This is a genomic window from Rhodoplanes sp. P11 (assembly GCF_964266735.1).
Lineage (GTDB): Bacteria > Pseudomonadota > Alphaproteobacteria > Rhizobiales > Xanthobacteraceae > Rhodoplanes > Rhodoplanes serenus.
Genome location: NZ_CAXWGY010000001.1, coordinates 1,689,811 through 1,709,036 on the forward strand (window position 1 = coordinate 1,689,811; position 19,226 = coordinate 1,709,036).

Genomic DNA, 19,226 nt, shown 5'->3' on the forward strand with positions numbered 1-19,226 from the left:
GTCGGTCCAGATGCCGCGCCCCGGAACGACGGCGAACTGTCACCCGGAAACAGTGGGAAACCGGCGGGACGCGGGCTCCGACCGCTCGCCCGGCGATGTCTCTCCGTCATGGCCCGGCACGCCGCCGGCTCGTCACGAGGCGCGGGCGCTGCGCCGTCCACCCCGGCCGCGGCGAACAGGGGCCGAATGTGCCGCGGCCGGGGCGGTGGGCGGGGCGGCGGCGTCGTCGCTCGCCGCCAGGGCGCCGGACGCTTGCGCCTCCGCCCGCGGGGGTTCGCCATTCTGGTGTTCGGCGGTGGGCCGCGTGGCACCGTCGGTGCCGCCGTCGTCATCGGCACCGCTCCCGACGACCGTGCCGTTGATGCCGCCGTGGCCGAACGGTGCGCCGTTGCCGGCACCCTCGGCGGCGCGTCCGGGCAGCCGATCGGCCGGCAGCACCCGCTCGGGCGGGAACCGCATGGTCACCGTGGTGCCCTTGCCGGGCATGCTGTCGATGACGAGGTCGCCGTTCAGCGCCTTCATCAGCGCCATGCTGACCGGCAGGCCGAGGCCGCTGCCCTCCTTCTCGCCGTGGCGCACGAAACCGGAGACCGCCGGCTCCCCGCCGATCCGTGCGATGGTCTTGGGCTCGATGCCGATGCCGTGGTCTGCCACCTCGACCACGACACCGCCGCTCGCGGGCGTGCGCACCGTGACCCGCACCTTGCCGCCGGGATGCGAGAACTTGACCGCGTTGGACAGCAGGTTGAGCAGCACCTGGCGGACCCTCAGCTCGTCGGCATGCAGGCACACCGGCCCGGCCTCGAACTCGAACACCACCACGACGCCGGCCTTGCTGGCCATCGGGCCGACGAAGCTGACGGCTCCCGACACCAGCCGCACCAGGTCGAGCGGGCCTTCGTGCAGGCGCAGCACGCCGGCCTCGACCTTGGCGATGTCGAACACGTCGTTGATCAGCCCCAGCAGGTGGACGCCCGAGCTGTGGATGTCCTGCACGTAGGAGAGATAGCGCTCGTGCGGCAGCCGGCCGTGGATCTCGGCCAGGATGGCGTCCGAGAAGCCGACGATGGCGTTGAGCGGCGTGCGCAGCTCATGGCTCATGCGGGTCAGGAAGTCGGTCTTGGCGCGGTTCGCCTGCTCGGCCGCCTTCTTGGCGCCGGCGAGTGATTCGCGCGCCTCGTGCAGCTCGGTCACCTCGCGCAGCGAGGCCGCCCGGTAGGTGTCGGCCCCCAGCGCGAAGCGGCTCAGCACGGTGTCGAAGTGGCTGGTCCGGCCGTTGCGGGTGAGGGCGATCTCGAATCGCGTCGGCCGCTCGTCGCCGGGCGCGCCGCGCAGATGGTCCACCAGCGACCCGATATTGGCGTCGTCGGCCAGGAACAGGCCGGCGGCCGGACGGCCGACCACGCCGCCCTCCGGCACGCCGAGGAACGTGCAGGCGGCCGAGTTGCAGACATGCACCAGGCCCTCGCGATCGGCGATGACGATGCCGTCGGTCGACGTCTCGATCAGGATGCGGGCGCGCCGGCCCTGCTCGTCGGCGACGCGCTGCGCGGTGCGCAGATCGGTGATGTCCGACAGCGTCAGGATGGCGCCACCGATTCGCCGGTCGATCCGGTGGGCCGACACCTGCATCAGGTACAGCCGGTCGTGGATCTGGAGCTCCTCGGCATGGGTCGATCCCGAGGCGAGCACCGCCTCGATGGCGGGTCCCACCTCGGCGGTGCCGATCTGGGTGGTGACGTCGAGCAAATGAGGGCGGCCGATGTCGTGGCCGAGGCGCAGGATGCGGGCCGCCTTCTGGTTGGCGCGGACGATGTGGAAGGTCGGGTCGATCAGCACGATCGCCTCGGCCGAGCTGGCCATAATGCCTTCCAGCTCGCTGTTCGCCTCGGCGAGATCGCCGGTCTTGACCGACAGCTCGTCGTTGACGGTGGTCAGCTCCTCGTTGGTCGCCTGAAGCTCCTCGTTGGCGGTCTCCAGCTCCTCGTTGGAGGCCTGAAGCTCCTCGTTGGACGCCTGGAGTTCCTCGTTGGTCGATTGCAGCTCCTCGTTCGAGGTCTCCAGCTCCTCGACGACGGTCTGCAAGTTCTCCTTGGTGGCCTTCAGCTCCTGCTCGAGCGCGGCGATCTGCTGGCTGCTGGCCTCGTCCGCATCGCTCGCCGTGGTGGCGGCGAGGGGGGTCACCGGCTCGCACTCCTCGAAGCACACGAGAAAGAGCCGCTCGTCGGCCCGCGCCCGGTCGACCGCGTGGACCGAGACCCGCAGGCCGCGCCCGCCCTGCGGATCGGCGTGCACCTGGCCACGATGCGAGCCCTGGTCGCGCTGGCAGCGGTGCAGCAGCACGCGCAGCTCGCTGCGCAGCGACGGATCGACGATGTTGGCGAGGTTGAGATCGACCTTGCCGCTGCCGCGGCCGAGGTGAACGAAGCGGCTGACGTCGCCGTAGAAGTGCAGCGGTTCGCCGTCGTTCGATACCAGGATGCTGGGCGGGCCAAAGCGGTCGACCAGAAGGTCGCGGCCGACGCGGCCGAGATCCTCCTCGGGCGGTTCGGTCGGGCGGCGCACCGGGGCGCCGAGATCCGGGGTGGTCGGCAGGATACCCTCGGCCTTGGGCACGTAGTAGGGACGGATCGAGATGTTGCGGCGGCGGAACAGCTTGTGGCGGGCGTCCACCGCCGTGAACAGCGCCTTGCAGTTGCCGAGCGATTCCGACTTGCCGAGGAACAGGTGGCCGCCGGGCCGCAGGGCGTAGTGGAACAGCTTGAAGATGTGGTCCTGCAACGCCGGCTTGAAGTAGATCAGCAGGTTGCGGCAGCTGATCAGGTCCATGTTCTTGAACGGCGGGTCCTGCACCACGTCGTGGCGCGAGAACACCACCATGTCGCGGACCGTCTTGTCGATGCGGAACAGCCGGCCGTTGCTGGAGAAGTGGTTTTGCAGCGTGGCGCTGCCCAGGCTGACGAGGCTGCTCTCGGCATATTCGCCGCGGCGGGCGTGGTTGGTCGCGGCGGCGTCGATGTCGGTGCCGAAGATCTGCACCCGCAGGGCGCCGAGGCGGGTCTGCGCCTTGCCGGCGAGCAGCAGGGCGATGGAGTAGGCTTCCTCGCCGGTGGCGCAGCCCGGCACCCAGATGCGCAGCGAATCCCCGGTCCGCTTCTCCTTGATGATCTTGTCGAGCGCCTTGTTGAGCGCCGCGAACGCCTCCTTGTCGCGGAAGAACGACGTCACCGAGATGAGGAAGTTCTTGGCGAGGACGCCGACCTCGTCGCGGTTGTGCTCGATGTAGCCGATGTAGTCCTTGAGGGTGCCGATCTGCAACGCCGACATTCGGCGGGCGATCTGGCGGCGCAGCGTCGCCTCCTTGTACTTGCTGAAGTCGATGCCGGTCTGGTTGCGGATCACCCGGATGATGGTCTGGTAGGTGCCGCCGACATCGGACTTCTCGACGAGGCCGAGATGCAGGTCGTGTCCCTGCGCGATGGTGGCGAGCTTGCCGGCGATCTCTTTGGGCGGCAGCACGAGGTCGGCGCCTCCCACTGTGATGGCGGCGCGCGGCATGCTCTCGTACTTGGCGGAGTCGGGCTCCTGGGCGAAAGTGATGCCGCCATGCGCCTTCACGGCCCGCAGGCCGTTGGCGCCGTCCGAGCCGGTGCCGGACAGCACGATGGCGATCGCCCGGCTGCCGAGCCCGGCCGCCAAGCTGGTGAAGAAGTGGTCGATGGAGGGCTTCGGCCCGATGGTCTCCATCGGGGTACGCAGCACCAGCTTGCCGCCGCGATAGAACACGTCGCTGTTGGGCGGCGCGATGTAGATGGTGTTGGGCTTGACGGTGACGCCGTTGTTGATGGCGACCACCGGGATGCGGGTCTCGCGCGCCAGCAGCTCCACCATCATGCTGCGATGCTGCGGCGAGAGGTGCTGCACCACCACGAAGCACAGGTTGGACGAGCTTTGCAGGGCGGCGACGAACGGCCGCAACGCCTCCAGGCCACCCGCCGAGGCGCCGATCCCGACCACATAGAGATCGCGGAGGCGGCCCGCCTCGCCGGACTTGACATCCCCCGGCCCGCGGGCGGCGCGAGGTGACGGTGCGCGTCGGCTCATGGTCATGCTCCCGATCATCGGGGTGCACGCAAGTAACCTCGCCGCCGGGGCGACGCGGGTACGCCTACTAGAACAGTTTGTAATGGGCTAAAAGATACCGTTCGACCGACGCCTCGTCTTACGTACGTCTGCGTATCTTAGTAGCACTGCGGAGAATACTCGCGCGTCACGGTCGATACCGCTGGTAAGTTGTCCACTCTTTCGTTGCAATCAGTGGCAGCGTCTCGCCATGACTAGCCTTAATCCTAGCCGAGACTTATTGCGATGAGTGCGTGGCCCACACGTCTCCGCGGCGACGTCCCTGCGTCATGCTGGCGGAATCTCCCGAATCACGTCTCGGCAATGCGCGGTGGTCGGCGGAGCAGGGTGGCCAAACCTTGGGAAACTATGAGGGGCGCGTAGGCGCCGCCCTACATGCGCTCGACGGTGGCGGTATCGCCGGCCTTGTCACGCTCGCTCACCTGGGCGGTGGCGGCCTGGAGGGTCGGCACCACGTCCTCGATGTCGCGGCAGACGTGGTAGTTCATCAGCGCGCCATTGTGGATGAAGCCCGCCTCGCGCATGCGGTCGAGCACCGCGAGGAGCGGTTGCCAGAAGCCGCCGATGTCGGCGAGAAGGATCGGCTTCTTGTGGCGCCCGAGTTGCGCCCAGGTGAGCTGCTCGACCAGCTCCTCCAGGGTGCCGATGCCGCCCGGCAGGGCCACGAAGGCGTCGGCGCGCTCGAACATCAGTTGCTTGCGCTCGTGCATGTCGCGGGTGACGATCAGCTCGGTGGCGCGCCGGAACATGTTCTCGCGGGTTCGCAGGAATTCGGGGATCACCCCGATGACCCGGCCGCCGTGGTCGACGACCGCGTCGGCGACGGCCCCCATCAGGCCGTTGGAGCCGCCGCCATAGACGAGGCCGATGTGGTTCTCGGCAAACAGCCGGCCGAGCCGGCGGGCCGCGGCCACGAAGGCGGGGTCGGTCCCGTTCCGCGAGCCGCAGTAGACACAGACATTTTCGATTTTGCTCATCCCCGGCATCTGGCGTGCCCGCCCGGCGGCGTCAAGATCGTGGGCCGCGCCTCACCGCGCCTCACCGCGTCTCGCCGCGCCGGGCGCCCGGCGAACGGTCGCCGCGCCGTCATTGTGCCGGGGCGGGTGTGCGACACCGTGCACGCCCGCCCGCGATCTCCTATATGGAGGAGGGTAGCCTCCGCCCCTCCCGCCGGCGCGGCGACGCCGCCGCGCACGAGAACTCCGCGATAAGAGACCCGATGAGACCCAACGCGCCCGAATCCCGCGATGTGTCCGCCGACGGCGGCCGTCTGTTCAAGACCCTTCTGGCGCTGTGGCCCTATATCTGGCCGGCGGAGCGCGACGACCTCAAGGGGCGGGTGATGCTGGCGCTGGTGCTGCTCCTCGGCGCCAAGCTCGCCACCGTGCTGATGCCGTTCACCTTCAAGTGGGCGACCGACGCGCTGACCGCGGCCGGCACCACCGGGGTGGACGCGACGACGCTCGCCTGGATCGCCTCCGCGCCGATCGCGCTGACCATCGCGTATGGCGGCTCGCGCATCCTGATGGCGGTGCTGACCCAGCTTCGCGACGGCCTGTTCGCCAAGGTCGCCATGCACGCGGTGCGGCGCCTGGCCATCCTCACCTTCGAGCACATGCACCGGCTGTCGCTGCGCTTCCACTTGGAGCGCAAGACCGGCGGCCTGACCCGGGTGCTGGAGCGCGGCCGCAACGGCATCGAGATCATCGTCCGCATGGTGCTGTTGCAGCTCGTGCCGACCGTGGTCGAGTTCGCCCTGATCGTCGGCGTCCTCCTGTGGGTGTTCGACTGGCGCTACGTCGCCACCATCGTGGCCACGGTGGCGCTGTACATGTGGTACACCTACATCGCCACCGAGTGGCGGATCGGCATCCGCCGCAAGATGAACGACAGCGACAACGACGCCAACACCAAGGCGATCGACTCGCTGCTCAACTACGAGACGGTCAAGTATTTCGACGCCGAGGCGCGCGAGGCGCGCCGCTACGACCGCTCGATGGCCCGCTACGAGGAGGCGAGCGTCAAGGCGTACACGTCGCTCGCCGTGCTCAATGCCGGGCAGGCGATCATCTTCACCATCGGGCTCACCGTGGTGATGGCGATGTGCGCCATCGGGGTGCAGGGCGGCACCCACACGATCGGCGACTTCGTGATGATCAACGCGATGATGATCCAGCTCTACCAGCCGCTCAACTTCATGGGCATGGTGTATCGTGAGATCAAGCAGGCGGTGATCGACATCGAGCAGATGTTCCGCATCCTGAAGCGCGAGACCGAGGTGGCCGACGCGCCCGGCGCGCGTCCGCTCGCCGTCAAGGCCGGCGCCATCCGGTTCGAGGACGTGCGCTTCGCCTACGAGCCGTCGCGGCCGATCCTCGAAGGGCTCAGCTTCGAGGTACCGGCCGGCAAGACGGTCGCCATCGTGGGCCCGTCGGGGGCCGGCAAGTCGACCATCTCGCGGCTCCTGTACCGTTTCTACGACGTCACCGGCGGCCGCATCACCATCGACGGCCAGGATGTCCGGGCGGTGACCCAGGGTTCGCTGCGCAGCGCCATCGGCATGGTTCCGCAGGACACCGTGCTGTTCAACGACACGATCCGCTACAACATCCGCTACGGCCGCTGGGAGGCGACCGACGCCGAGGTCGAGGAGGCCGCCAGGCTCGCCCAGATCGACGGCTTCATCCGCATGGCGCCGAAGGGCTACGAGACCGAGGTGGGCGAGCGCGGCCTCAAGCTGTCGGGTGGCGAGAAGCAGCGCGTCGCCATCGCCCGCACGATCCTGAAAGGGCCGCCGATCCTGCTGCTCGACGAGGCGACCTCGGCGCTCGACAGCCACACCGAGAAGGAGATCCAGGACGCGCTCCAGCAGGTGTCGAAGAACCGCACCACCCTGGTGATCGCCCACCGGCTGTCCACCATCGTCGGGGCCGACGAGATCATCGTGCTCGACAAGGGGCGCATCGTCGAGCGTGGCACTCATGCGGCGCTGCTCGAAGCCGGCGGCCTCTACGCCTCCATGTGGAACCGCCAGCGCGAGGCCGACGAGGCGCGCGAGAAGCTCGCCCAGGTCGACGAGCCCGCCGCCGCCCCGAACCGCGATCCGCCCGGCACGGCGCCGCTCGCCGCCGGAGCAGGCGCCGCGGCGGGGACCGCGGTGGCCGAGGAGGCGGACACCACGACGGGGCCGCCGGAGGACCGCGCCGAGCCGGTCGCCTGACCGGCGGCGCCGTGGCCGCACGGCCCGAAGGCGCCATTGCGCCGCGCCACCACGCGCCGCGGCCGTCCGGCGCGGCCACGGGTCGCTGGGGGCGCCGGCCGGCGGCGGTGGACGAGGGGGCGCCGCCGCGCGCGAGCCGCGCGGCGATGTGCTACCAACGCGACCGACTCAAAGACGGACGCGCGCGCCTGCCCGGCGCGCCGAAGCCATTTCGAGAGCACCCATGTCCATCGTCGATTCGATTCGCTCCCAGCTCGTGCCCATTCATTCCGAGGGCTATCCGTTCGTCGGCGCCTTTGCGCTGGTCAGTCTCGTCCTGTTCTGGCTGTGGTCGCCGCTCGGCTGGATCGGCGTCGTCCTCACCCTGTGGTGCGCCTACTTCTTCCGCGATCCGCCGCGGGTGACGCCGCTGCGCGACGGCATCCTGGTGTCGCCCGCCGACGGTCGCGTGTCCCGCATCGCGCCGGCCAAGCCGCCGGCCGAGCTCGGCCTCGGCGAAGCCCCGCTGCTGCGCGTCTCGATCTTCATGAACGTGTTCAACGTGCATGTGAACCGCAGCCCCACGGCCGGCCGCATCGAGCGCATCGCCTACACGCCCGGCCTGTTCCTCAACGCCGAGCTGGACAAGGCGAGCGAGAACAACGAGCGCAACGGCTTCGTCATCGCCACCCCGTCGGGCGTGCGGATCGGCATGGTGCAGATCGCCGGGCTGATCGCGCGGCGCATCGTCACCTTCACCCGCGAGGGGGCGACGGTCGGGGCGGGCGAGCGCGTCGGCATGATCCGCTTCGGCTCGCGGGTCGACGTCTATCTGCCGGAGGGCACCCGGCCGCTGGTCGCCGAGGGGCAGACCATGCTGGCCGGCGAGACCGTCATCGCCGACCTCAAGGTGAGCGATCCGGGCCGCACCTATCGGGTCGGGTAGTCGTCGGGCCGAGTAGGGCCGGGCGCGGCGCGCCGTCGGGGTGACGGCCGGTACGAGGCCGGCCGGCGCGGCGTGTACGGGCTGTGGGCCGCCGATCCGGGCGTGCATTCCAGGAACAGACGGAGTCCGTGTCGCCGCCGCTCCGCGGAGGCGGCGCGCGGCTAGTTTGGAACCTCTCTAATGTGGGGGCCGATTCGTGAGTCTGGCCCGACAACGGTATTTCAGTAAGGGTTGAAAACCCCGGCGCCGTGGCCGACAACATCACAAGAAGACTTCGAGGCGTCTGCACAACGATAATAAACAAGAAGCCGACTTCGTGTCGTCCTCTCTCTCGGGGCGGCCTGTGGCGGCTCATAATCCGGAACAACACATGGAAGATCCAAGTCGGGCATATCGATAGCCTGACCGAGCAGATCTTTTTCTTGTTCCGATTGGAATGTGTTCGAGTTTCCACTTCACGCGGCCGCGCTTCGACGGTCGCGCCGACCTCGGCGCGGCACACCATCCATGACGAGGCGAGCGATGAGTCGGATCAAGATCGACCACCAGATTCCCGCGGCCACCCAGGCCCGTCTCCTGCTCGTGGTGTTCGGCGCCCGTGCCTACGGGGTGGCGCGTCGGATGCAGCGGCGCAATTTCCGCCGGCCGGAGCGCGCGCGCTACTGGGCCGAGGTGGCCCGGGCGATCCGCAAGGGGCGCGCCGGCGATTCCGTGAGGAGCACCGCGATCACCGGCCATGTCTGGCGCGCTCCGGCACCGGCAGGGGCGGGTGATCGGGCCGGACTGTAAGCGACCGGCCGGCGGACGACGGCGGCGTCCCCCGCGCGATGAGATCCGCCGCGCGATGAGATCGGCTCCGGTGCGTGACGGTCGGCTGCGCACCGGAATCCGTGGCGGAACCGCCGGCGGGGTTCTATAGTTCGCCCGCCATGTCCCTGTTCCCGCCCTTCGATCCCGAACGTGATCGACGCACCCCGCGCCTGCGCGGCTTCCGTCCGATCCCCATCCGCACCCTCATCCCCAACGTCATCACGCTGCTGTCGCTGTGTGCCGGGCTCACCGCCATCCGGCTCGCCGCCGAGGGGCGTTTCGAGGTGGCGCTCGGCGCCATCGTGTTCGCGGCCGTGCTCGACGGGCTCGACGGGCGTCTCGCCCGCCTGCTGCGCGGCACCTCGCGGTTCGGCGCCGAGCTCGACAGCCTCGCCGACTTCGTCAACTTCGGCGTCGCCCCGGCCCTGATCCTGTATTTCTGGGGCCTGCACGTCTTCAACAATATCGGCTGGATCGTCGTCATCGTCTTCGCGATCTGCGGGGGCCTGCGCCTCGCCCGCTTCAACGTGATGATCGACGACCCCAACCGGCCCGCCTGGGCCGCCAACTTCTTCACCGGCATGCCGGCACCGGCCGGCGCCATCGTGGTGCTGTTCCCGATCTACCTCCAGTTCCTCGGCGTCGCGAAGTCGATCATCCCGATGACGCTGGTGCTGATCTACACGCTCGCCATCGGGCTGTTGATGATCTCCAAGCTGCCGGTGTGGTCGGGCAAGCGGCTCGGCACCCGGGTGGCACCCGAGATGGTGCTGCCGGCCTTCGTGCTGGCGGTGCTGTTCTTCGCGCTGTTGATCAGCTTCCCGTGGGAAGTGCTGACGGTCGGCACCCTGGTCTATCTCGGCGTGCTGCCGCTCGGCTGGAAGTCGTACCGCCGCCAGGCCCAGGCCGATGCCGATCGCGCCGCCGCCGACCGGGCCGCCGCGACCCGGACGGCCGCACCCGCGGCGTCGCCCGGCCAACCCGCTGCGGCGGGTACACCGGCGGCGGGTGCACCCGGGACCGGGCCGACGGCAGCGCCGCCCGCCGGCGACGGCAGCGCCCAGGGCGACCGCCCGAATCGCCTCAACTGACTGCGTTGGCGATCCTCTCGCGGGTCGCCGCACAGCGCCCCGCCGGAGGCGGTTGACGGCGGCGCCGTGGCGGGCGATGCCTTCGCCCGAAGCGCCGCCGCGCCCGCGTGCCGGCCGCAGCAACGAAGGCCACGCCGTTGAGTCACGAGCCCACCATCACGCCCGAGCTGATCGCCCAGCACGGGCTCAAGCCCGACGAATATGATCGCATCGTCGCCCTCATCGGGCGGACGCCGACCTTCACGGAGCTCGGCATCTTCTCGGCGATGTGGAACGAGCACTGCTCGTACAAGTCGTCCAAGATCCACTTGAAGACGCTGCCGACCAGCGCCCCCTGGGTGATCCAGGGGCCGGGCGAGAACGCCGGTGTCATCGACATCGGGGACGGGCTCGCGGCGGTGTTCAAGATGGAGAGCCACAATCACCCGAGCTACATCGAGCCCTACCAGGGTGCGACCACCGGGGTAGGGGGCATCCTGCGCGACGTCTTCACCATGGGGGCGCGGCCGATCGCCTGCCTGAACGCGCTGTCGTTCGGGTCGCCGAGCCATCCGAAGACCCGGCGCCTCGTCGCCGGCTGCGTCGCCGGCATCGGCGGCTACGGCAACTCCTTCGGGGTGCCCACCGTCGGCGGCTCGGTGCGCTTCCACAAGAGCTACGACGGTAATTGCCTGGTCAACGCCTTCGCGCTCGGCCTCGCCGAGGCGGACAAGATCTTCTACGCGGCGGCCTCCGGCGTCGGCATGCCGATCGTCTATCTCGGCTCCAAGACGGGCCGCGACGGCATGGGCGGTGCCACCATGGCGTCGGCCGAGTTCGACGAGGACGCCGAGCAGAAGCGCCCGACCGTCCAGGTCGGCGATCCGTTCTCCGAGAAGCTCTTGCTCGAAGCCTGCCTGGAGATCATGGCCAAGGGCTGCGTCATCGCCATCCAGGACATGGGCGCCGCGGGCCTCACCTGCTCGGCCGTCGAGATGGGCGCCAAGGGCGACCTCGGCGTCACCCTCGATCTCGACCAGGTGCCGTGCCGCGAGACCGGCATGACGGCCTACGAGATGATGCTGTCGGAGAGCCAGGAGCGCATGCTCATGGTGCTCAAGCCCGAGAAGGAGCAGGAGGCCGAGGCGATCTTCCGCAAATGGGGGCTCGACTTCGCCGTGGTGGGCGAGACCAACCCGTCGAAGCGCTTCGTGGTGAAGCGCGGCGGCGTGGTGATGGCCGACCTGCCGATCAAGGAGCTCGGCGACGAGGCGCCGGTCTACGACCGCCCGCATGTCCCGACCGAGAAGCCCGCCGTGATCGATCCGGCCGCGGTGGAGCCGAAGACGACGCTGGCCGAGGCGCTGGAGATGCTGATCGGCACCCCCGACCTGTGCAGCAAGCGCTGGGTGTGGGAGCAGTACGACCACGTCATCCTCGGCAACACGATGCAGCGTCCGGGCGGCGATGCCGCCGTGGTGCGGGTGCTCGACGGCCCCAAGGGCCTGGCGATGACCACCGACGTGACGCCGCGCTATTGCGAGGCCGACCCGGTCGAGGGCGGCAAGCAGGCGGTGGCGGAGGCGTGGCGCAACCTGACCGCGGTCGGGGCGCGGCCGCTCGCCGTCACCGACAATCTGAACTTCGGCAATCCCGAGAAGCCGGAGATCATGGGCCAACTGGTCGGCTGCATCGCCGGCATCGCCGAGGCGTGCCGGGCGCTCGACTTCCCGGTCGTGTCCGGCAACGTGTCGCTCTACAACGAGACCAACGGCAAGGCAATCCAGCCGACCCCGACGATCGGCGGCGTCGGCGTGCTCGACGACGTCACTCGCAGCGCCACGGTCGCCTTCAAGGCCGCCGACGAGACCATCCTGCTGGTCGGGGAGACCGTCGGCTGGCTCGGCCAGTCGGTCTACTTGCGCGATGTCTGCGGCCGCGAGGAGGGGGCGCCGCCCCCGGTCGATCTCGCCGCCGAGAAGCGCAACGGCGATCTGGTCCGTGGCCTGATCGGCGACGGCCTCGTCACCGCGGTGCACGACGTTTCCGACGGCGGCCTCCTGGTGGCGGTGGCCGAGATGGCGATGGCGGGCGAGCTGGGCGCGCATCTGGATGCGCGGGCGGTCGGCGACGTGCCGCCGCACGCCTTCTGGTTCGGCGAGGACCAGGCCCGCTACGTGGTCACCACCAAGGGCGAGGCGGTCGCCGCCGTCACGGCGCGGGCCGCGGCGGCCGGCGTTCCGGTGGTGCGGCTCGGTGTCACCGGCGGCCACGCGCTCGCGATTTCCGGTGAGCGCCCGATTGGGCTACATGCCTTGACCGAGCGATTCGAGCAGTGGCTGCCCGCCTACATGGCGGCGGCCGCCGCCTAGGGCCTCGCCGGCGAGCGGCCCTCCTGCTCGCCGGACAGAATGTGCCCACCAAGAACGTGCGGAGTGGGCTCCGATCCGGCCGGATCGGAGTTCCCTTCAGGGAGCAAGGGCGCCGAGACCGGGCGACCATCGAGGACGGGTGCGGAGACCGCCATGCCGATGAGTGCGAACGACATCGAAGCGTTGATCAAGCGGCACATTCCGGATGCCGAGGTGACCATCCGGGATCTCGCCGGCGACGGCGACCACTACGCCGCGACGGTGATCTCCGAGACGTTCCGCGGCAAGACTCGCCTCCAGCAGCATCAGCTCGTCTATGCGGCCCTCAAGGCCGAGATGGGCGGCGAGCTGCACGCCCTGGCCTTGCAGACCGGCACCCCGAAGGGGGCTTGAGTCTGACGGCCGCCGGCCGGCACGCGACCTTCTGCTGGACCACGGCCGGCCCGCCGGCAAGGCGGCGCGCCGGCGGTAGTGACGAGCGGCGCCGGCCCGCGGCGGTCGCTGGACGGTGGGTGGGTGGCGCCTATTATTCAGGCGGTCCGTCCGGCCGACCGCATCCCTCCATCCGTTCGGCCACGAGGCCGGAACGGGAGCGGCCGAGGCGGCCGGACCGCGGTGTCGCGCGGCGTCCCGGAGTTCGGTCCGGCGTCTTCTGTTCGGCAATCCGGGCGTCGTCTCCCTGTTCTCGTCGGTCTCCTTCGGAGGTGACATGATCCGCCCTGGTTTCGCCGCGCTCGCGGCGCTCGCCCTGCTGGTCTGTGGCCCAGTCCAAGCGCAGGACCTGTCCCCCAACGGGGTGAAGACGTTGGCGCCGGTCGGCGCGATCAAGCCCACCGGCACCTGGAACCTCGGGACTCGGGCCGGAGATTTCGTCTTCGTGGCAGGAATGCGCGGCATCGACCCGGCTGCCAACCGCCTCGTCGACGGCGACGAAGCCCGCATCCGCCAGGCGTTCCTCAACATGAAGTTGATCGCCGAATCGGAAGGAGCGTCGCTGCGAGACGCTGTCCGGCTGGTGGTCTACGTCACCGACATGTACCGATTTCGTCCGCTGGTGAACAAGGTGCAGGAGGAGCTGTGGGGCAAGGGGCCCTATCCGCCGCGCACCATTATCGAAGTCGACCGGCTGAACCAGGACGACATCTGCGAGGTGGAGGGCACGTTCTATGCCCCTGCGAAAAAGTGAATATTGATTCGAGGGGCCACGGGGCTTCGCTCGCTCAGGGGGCTTGGTGACATCCCGTGTCCTCGGCTACATATTCGTGACATGCGGGTCCGGCTGCGATTGGGCTGCCGGCCCCAAGGGACGCGATCATGGGCATCGAGCAATTCATCGACAACGAAGTGAAGTCCAACGACGTCGTGCTGTTCATGAAGGGCACGCCGCAGTTCCCGATGTGCGGCTTCTCCGGGCAGGTGGTGCAGATCCTCGACTATCTGGGCGTGCCCTATAAGGGCCTCAACGTCCTCGAGAACGACGATCTCCGCCAGGGCATCAAGGACTTCTCCAACTGGCCGACGATCCCGCAGCTCTATGTGAAGGGCGAGTTCGTGGGCGGCTGCGACATCGTGCGCGAGATGTTCCAGGCCAACGAGCTCCAGCAGTTCTTCAAGGACAAGGGAATCTCAGTCCGCGAGACCGCCGGCTGACGGCTGCGGCCGGCGTCGGTCCGGCCTGATGCTCGGCACCGGGGCGGCGCGCCGCCCCGCCTACGCCGGTGCTCCGGCTGGCGGGCTGGTGATCGCTCAGCCGAGGGTGCGGGCGAGAAAGTCGCGCACGAGCGGCAGCGCCGCGTCGAAATGCGTCTCCAGCAGCCAGTGGCCGGCGCCGGGGATCAGGTGCAGCTCGGCGTCCGGCAGGTCGCGAAGATAGGCGCGGGCCGCCGGCTCCGGCATGTAGCCGTCCTCGGGACCCCAGACGATGAGGGCCGGTGGCCGCCGGGTGCGCAGGTAATCCTGGTAGCGCGGGAACCAGGCGAGGTTGGCCTCGAGCTTCTCCATCAGGCCGACCGACAGCGCCCGGCGCACCGGCGTATCCATCAGTGGCCAGTGCAGCGTCCACAGGTCGGGCGTCACCCGAGCCGCGACCGCGTCGTCGACCTCGCCGACGAACTCGTGCCGGAAGCCGTCCTCGCTCACCGCCTCCTCGAGCGGTCGCCGGGTGGCCGGTGACGGGGCGTCCCAGTAGGCGCGGATGGTCGCGTATTTGGGGCCGAGCACATCGGCGTAGATGTCGCCGTTCTGGATAATGAGGGCGGCGATGCGCTCCGGCCGCGCGATGGCGTGGCGCAGGCCGATCTGGGAGCCGTAGTCGTGCAGCCAGAGGGCGTAGCGGGCGAGCCCCAGCGTGCTCGCAAACGTGTCGAGGAATTCGGCGTAGGCATCGAAATCATAAGCAAAATTTCGCGGGTCTGGGGTGCCGCTATAGCCGAAGCCGGGGAAATCCGGCGCGAGGGTGCGCCAGCGGTCCGCGAGAGCCGGCATCAGCCGTCGGTACTGGAACGACGAGCACGGATAGCCATGCGGCAGCAGCAGCGCCGGCGCATCGCGCGGGCCGGCCTCGCGATAGAAGACCTCGACGCCGCCGACCGTGATGGTCCGGTGAACGACGGCGTGATCGGTGGTCTCGTCCGGCATGGAGCCTCTCGGCTTCGGGGTGTTCCGGCGGGAGAACCGGGCCGTGAAGTGTTTGGTTCCTGGCCGGGCGGCCTGATGCGCAGGGCCGGGTGATCTCGCCGGCTTGCTCCGGCGTAACGCTCGGTGCGGGTGGCTGTGGTGCATCCGGTGTTCGTGCTGGCGGAGCGACGGTGAGGAGAGGGGGCATGCGGGATCTCGTGGCGCGTCTGCGCGCCTATGCGGCGGTCGACGATCCGCTCGCCGCGGCCGCCGCCACCGTCGCCCTGGTGGTGGTCGGCAACCAGCCGTTCTATCCGCTCTATCTGCACGCCATCGCGGGCTCCGCCGCCTGGCCGGCCTGGCTGACGCTGCTGTCGACGCCGTTTTTCCTCGCCGTGCCGGCGGTGGCCCGGTGGAATTCGCTCATCGGCCGCCTGCTGCTGCCGGTGGTCGGCGTCGCCAACACGCTGCTCGCCATCAAGGCGCTGGGGCGGGGCAGCGGGCTCGACCTCTTCCTCATCCCCTGCGCGCTGCTCGCCGCCGTGCTGGTGCGGCCGCGCGAGCGCCTGCTGGCGCTGCCGGTGCTGGCGCTGCCGTTCCTCGCCTATGGGTGGCTCGGTGGCCTCCTCGGTGCCCCGCTGGTGCGCGTCTCGCCCGAGCAGGAGGCCGCCATGCTGGTGGTCAACGCCATCAGCGTGGCGAGCCTGGTGACGCTGATCGGCCTGCTGGTGGCCGGCCTGCTCGATCGGCGCGCCGCGGAGCCGGCCGCGGCGCGCTGATGCCGTAGGGGGACACTGGAACCGGCTCCGGACCTTATGGGACCTTTATGGCGCGGCGGGTCGAGCCGTCTCGATACCCTATGGGGGCATCGGCACATTGACGGGCAGGACGATCACGAGAGGACTTGACCGTCATGCCCATCCTGCGTGCCATGAAACGACTGCTGCTGGCGCGTGTCGCCGATGTCGCCGGCCTGCTGATCGGGCCGCCCGATCCCCGCTACTGGCCGGAGCGCCACTACATGCGCGGCCCCGGCCCCAAGTGGCGCGAGAAGCAGGCCCGCGGAGGCGCCCGGTGAGCGCCGTCTCTTATCGCGATTGGGCGCGCGGCTCGAGCGAGGGCGCCGCGCTGGTCCAGCCGCCGCCGCCGCTTCGCCCGCGCCGCGAGGCGGAGCCGGCCGAGACGCGCCCCGACGGAGACGCAGACGATCGCCGTCGCCGTGCCTTCGCCTACTGCGTCAGCAACGATCTCGTCTAGCTAGAGCATTGTCCGGCGAAGTGGACCTCGGTTCGCCGTCGAAAATACCTCGGCCGGTCTTGTAAGCCAGACGACACCGATCGCGCTCTTCGGCAGGACCCGCGACAGGGGCGGAGACTCGCTATATCGTCGGAGACCCTGGAACGAATTCCGTCCCGATGCGTTGTGTCGCGGGCCGTCTTGCTCGGGGAGGGCCGCGATCGATGCCGACCTTCTTCTTCAATCTGATTCACCGCGGCGGCGTGACATTGGACCCGGACGGCACGACGCTGCCGGATGAACCCGCGGCCCGGCTCCACGCCGAAGGAGTGGCGCGCGAGCTGATGCAGCATCGCGAGGCCGCGACGCGCTTCTGGCGCCTGCGCGTCTGCGACGACGAGCGTCGGCTGCTGTTCGAAGTGCCCTTCGTCGAAATCGACCCGACGCTGCTGCATCTGCCGCTGCACCTGCGCGAGGCGATGCGGGATGTGGTGGTCGGTGCGGCCTCCCTTGGGAATGCCATTCACGACGTCAGGTTCAGCATCCGCCAGTTGAGGGGGACGATGGCGCGTGCCGATGGTCTGCCGTATCTGGTCGCCCTGGACGGGCGGACCTTGCCCGACCGCCCTGCCACCTAGGGTCGGGACGACGGCCCGTTTCGGACGAGACAAAGAGCTAGGCCGGCTGATAACGTGGTGGGCCTCCGTACGCGACCGGCCACACCGGGTATGTCGTCGATCGCACAGCGCTGCCGTCCTCGACGAGGCAGATGCACATCGATCGTGATCCCGCGGGCAACCACGGCCCTCTGTCCGAAAGCTGCTGTCTCGAATCCGAAGGTTCAGCGATGAGCGAGTTCGGTCTGCCGGGAGCCGCCGGTCCGAACGGCAAATTGGCCGCCCTGTCACGCGGCGGCAACGCGACGTCGAACGGAGTCCTGGCGGCTCTGTCGCCGGAAGCGTTCGGCCGGCTCAAGCCGTTCCTGCGCGAGCGCTTCTTCCGTGACGGCCACGTGCTGTGGAAGGGCGGCGAGCGGCCGGATCGGGTCTATTTTCCTGTCTCCGGCATGATCTCGCTGGTCGTGGCGGCCAAGCCGGGCGCAGCCCTGGAGGTCGGCAGCGTCGGCCGCGAGAGCGCCGTCGGGTTCGACGGCGGAGCGGATGCGCCGACCGCACCGGCGAGTGGCGTGGTGCACGCATCCGGTACCTTCGTCCACATGCCGGCACGCGAGTTCGCCGCCGCCAGCCGGCAGAGCGAGGAGCTGCATCGGGTGGAGCTCGTCTGCCGCGAGTGGATTCTGGCTCAGGCCCAGCAGGTCGCCGTCTGCAACGCGATCCACAGCGCCGATGCCCGTTTCGGCCGCTGGCTCGCCCGCGCCGCCGAGGCGACCGGCAGCGATGTCGTCGCCGTCACCCAGGAGGTCGCGGCCGAGATGCTCGGCCTGCGTCGCACCACCGTGACGCTGATCGCCCAGAACTTGCAGGCCGCCGGCATCATCCGGTATCAGCGCGGCGTCATCACCATCCTGGATCACACCGGGCTGCGGGGGGCGGCCTGCTCGTGCAGCGCCTCGCTCGGGCCGTCGCGCTGGCCGTCCAGGCTGGTCGCGTCGCGGGCCGACGGGGCCGGCGCCGATCGGCCTTCGGCCGAGGCGGCGAACCGGAGCGGTTGAGCCGCCGGCCCGACCGTATGCGAGCCGTCAGCCCGGCGACCCGGGCTCGTCGAGCCGGTCTGCCTTCAGTTGATCGAGGCGGCGGATCGCGCCGTCGATGATGCAAGCCTCGCGCCGGTAGTCGCGGGCCCGCGCCCGCCAGTCGGCCGCCAGCATGCCGCGACCGTTCCGCTCCGAGTCGCGGGCCAGCTTCTCCACCAGTGCGACCCGCTCCTCGAGGCTGCGCTGCGCCACCGCCAGCGCCCGCCGCAGGCTCTCGTCGAGCGCCGGGCTCATCGTCTCCGCCGTGTAGGCGTGGCCGACGTGACAGCGGTAGCGGGCAGGCTCGCCGTCGTCGTCGAACTCCCACATCACGCCACCGCAGTCCGGGCAGGTGAGCATGGAGCGCCGCCCGAGATGCTCCATCGTATCCATGTTGGTCTGCCCGCTACGGGCGACCTCGACCTCGTAGCGGAGCTTGTCGGGCACTTGTCGCGTCTCCCCGACAGGTGAATGAATAAGCGCTTCGAGCAGGCGCGGCAGCTCGGCCAGCCGCACCACATGATCGGCCTTCACCCGCTCGAGCGCCGTGCGGGGCATCTCGGGGAACTCCGCGTCCGCCGGGTCCTGCACCACGGCCAGGCCGCCGCAGGCGGCCAGCGTCCGCAGCCCCGAGGCGCCGTCGCCGAGCGTGCCGGTCAGCACCACGCCGATCGCCCGCGGCCCGCAGCACAGCGCCGCCGAGCGCAGCATCGGGTCGATCGCCGGCCGGGTGTTGTTCTCGCGCGGTCCACGGCCGAGACAAACGCGGTCGCCGTCGAGCAGCAGGTGACGGTCGGGCGGCGCGACCAGAATGTGTCCGGGCTCGACGCGATCGCCGTCGCGGGCGAAGCGTGCCGGCAGCGGCCCCGCTCGGGACAGCAGCTCGTCCAGCACCGAGCGCAGATGTGCGGGGAGGTGGATGGTCACCAGCACGGCGGCGGGAAAACGCGCCGGGAGGGCGCCGACCAGCTCGATCAGCGCCTTGACGCCGCCGGCCGAGGTCCCGATCGCCACGATGTCGCGTTGCCCCAAGCCCGTGCTCCACGATCGGTTTATCGTTTCAACGCGGGTGATCCGGCCACCGTTCCTGCGTCGGCCACCCGACCGTCCCCGCGCCCGTCGATTGTCAGTCGGTATGGCG

The 19,226-nt window shown here is 69.7% G+C and carries 17 protein-coding genes; 13 read left to right on the forward strand and 4 right to left on the reverse strand.

From position 1 onward, the window contains the following. Positions 1 to 132: 132 nt before the first annotated feature. Positions 133 to 4,104, reverse strand: coding sequence for a chemotaxis protein CheB (locus tag ACFQUV_RS07680; RefSeq protein WP_165363895.1), 3,972 nt, complete (start codon positions 4,102 to 4,104; stop codon positions 133 to 135). 410 nt (positions 4,105 to 4,514) lie between these two features. Continuing rightward, positions 4,515 to 5,120: a TIGR00730 family Rossman fold protein gene (locus ACFQUV_RS07685; RefSeq protein WP_129609162.1), complete on the reverse strand. Its 606-nt coding sequence runs from the start codon at positions 5,118 to 5,120 to the stop codon at positions 4,515 to 4,517. 242 nt (positions 5,121 to 5,362) lie between these two features. On the opposite strand from ACFQUV_RS07685, the gene ACFQUV_RS07690 reads away from it, so the two are divergent. The 8 genes from ACFQUV_RS07690 (at position 5,363) to grxD (ending at position 14,190) form a co-directional block, all read left to right on the forward strand. After that, positions 5,363 to 7,363: an ABC transporter ATP-binding protein/permease gene (locus tag ACFQUV_RS07690; protein ID WP_129609163.1), complete on the forward strand. Its 2,001-nt coding sequence runs from the start codon at positions 5,363 to 5,365 to the stop codon at positions 7,361 to 7,363. 148 nt (positions 7,364 to 7,511) lie between these two features. Further along, positions 7,512 to 8,288, forward strand: a complete 777-nt coding sequence (locus tag ACFQUV_RS07695) for a phosphatidylserine decarboxylase (RefSeq protein WP_280176758.1) — start codon at positions 7,512 to 7,514, stop codon at positions 8,286 to 8,288. Positions 8,289 to 8,810: 522 nt separating this feature from the next. After that, positions 8,811 to 9,077 carry a hypothetical protein gene (locus tag ACFQUV_RS07700; protein WP_129609165.1) on the forward strand — a complete coding sequence of 89 codons (267 nt, stop codon included), beginning with the start codon at positions 8,811 to 8,813 and terminating at the stop codon, positions 9,075 to 9,077. Positions 9,078 to 9,217: 140 nt separating this feature from the next. Then, the gene (gene pssA / locus ACFQUV_RS07705; RefSeq protein WP_129609166.1) at positions 9,218 to 10,189 is read left to right on the forward strand and encodes a CDP-diacylglycerol--serine O-phosphatidyltransferase; all 972 of its coding nucleotides are present in this window, start codon (positions 9,218 to 9,220) and stop codon (positions 10,187 to 10,189) included. 137 nt (positions 10,190 to 10,326) lie between these two features. Then, a complete protein-coding gene (gene purL / locus ACFQUV_RS07710) occupies positions 10,327 to 12,540 on the forward strand; it encodes a phosphoribosylformylglycinamidine synthase subunit PurL (protein WP_129609167.1) in 2,214 nt (737 codons plus the stop codon). Between the two features lie 153 nt (positions 12,541 to 12,693). Continuing rightward, on the forward strand, positions 12,694 to 12,933 hold the full coding sequence (locus tag ACFQUV_RS07715) for a BolA family protein (RefSeq protein WP_129609168.1): 240 nt from the start codon (positions 12,694 to 12,696) through the stop codon (positions 12,931 to 12,933). 316 nt (positions 12,934 to 13,249) lie between these two features. Further along, positions 13,250 to 13,726 (forward strand): RidA family protein, encoded by a 477-nt coding sequence (locus ACFQUV_RS07720; protein WP_129609169.1) that lies wholly within the window; start codon positions 13,250 to 13,252, stop codon positions 13,724 to 13,726. A gap of 128 nt (positions 13,727 to 13,854) precedes the next feature. Continuing rightward, on the forward strand, positions 13,855 to 14,190 hold the full coding sequence (gene grxD / locus ACFQUV_RS07725; RefSeq protein ID WP_129609170.1) for a Grx4 family monothiol glutaredoxin: 336 nt from the start codon (positions 13,855 to 13,857) through the stop codon (positions 14,188 to 14,190). 96 nt (positions 14,191 to 14,286) lie between these two features. Here the strand turns inward: grxD and ACFQUV_RS07730 are convergent, their stop codons facing one another. Beyond that, entirely contained in the window at positions 14,287 to 15,177 is an 891-nt protein-coding gene (locus tag ACFQUV_RS07730) for an alpha/beta fold hydrolase (RefSeq protein WP_129609171.1), read from the reverse strand. Between the two features lie 185 nt (positions 15,178 to 15,362). Between ACFQUV_RS07730 and ACFQUV_RS07735 the strand changes: the two genes are divergently transcribed. The 5 genes from ACFQUV_RS07735 (at position 15,363) to ACFQUV_RS07755 (ending at position 18,064) form a co-directional block, all read left to right on the forward strand. After that, positions 15,363 to 15,935 carry a hypothetical protein gene (locus ACFQUV_RS07735; RefSeq protein WP_129609172.1) on the forward strand — a complete coding sequence of 191 codons (573 nt, stop codon included), beginning with the start codon at positions 15,363 to 15,365 and terminating at the stop codon, positions 15,933 to 15,935. Positions 15,936 to 16,069: 134 nt separating this feature from the next. Continuing rightward, on the forward strand, positions 16,070 to 16,234 hold the full coding sequence (locus tag ACFQUV_RS07740; RefSeq protein ID WP_165363899.1) for a hypothetical protein: 165 nt from the start codon (positions 16,070 to 16,072) through the stop codon (positions 16,232 to 16,234). Next, entirely contained in the window at positions 16,231 to 16,413 is a 183-nt protein-coding gene (locus tag ACFQUV_RS07745; protein ID WP_129609173.1) for a hypothetical protein, read from the forward strand. The genes ACFQUV_RS07740 and ACFQUV_RS07745 overlap by 4 nt, the downstream gene beginning before the upstream one ends. A gap of 203 nt (positions 16,414 to 16,616) precedes the next feature. Further along, a complete protein-coding gene (locus tag ACFQUV_RS07750; protein ID WP_129609174.1) occupies positions 16,617 to 17,030 on the forward strand; it encodes a DUF6894 family protein in 414 nt (137 codons plus the stop codon). Between the two features lie 209 nt (positions 17,031 to 17,239). Further along, positions 17,240 to 18,064: a Crp/Fnr family transcriptional regulator gene (locus tag ACFQUV_RS07755; protein ID WP_165363901.1), complete on the forward strand. Its 825-nt coding sequence runs from the start codon at positions 17,240 to 17,242 to the stop codon at positions 18,062 to 18,064. A 27-nt stretch (positions 18,065 to 18,091) separates the two neighbouring features. On the opposite strand, the gene ACFQUV_RS07760 is transcribed toward ACFQUV_RS07755, so the two are convergent. Beyond that, positions 18,092 to 19,117, reverse strand: a complete 1,026-nt coding sequence (locus ACFQUV_RS07760; protein WP_129609176.1) for a chemotaxis protein CheB — start codon at positions 19,115 to 19,117, stop codon at positions 18,092 to 18,094. Between the last annotated feature and the right edge of the window lie 109 nt (positions 19,118 to 19,226).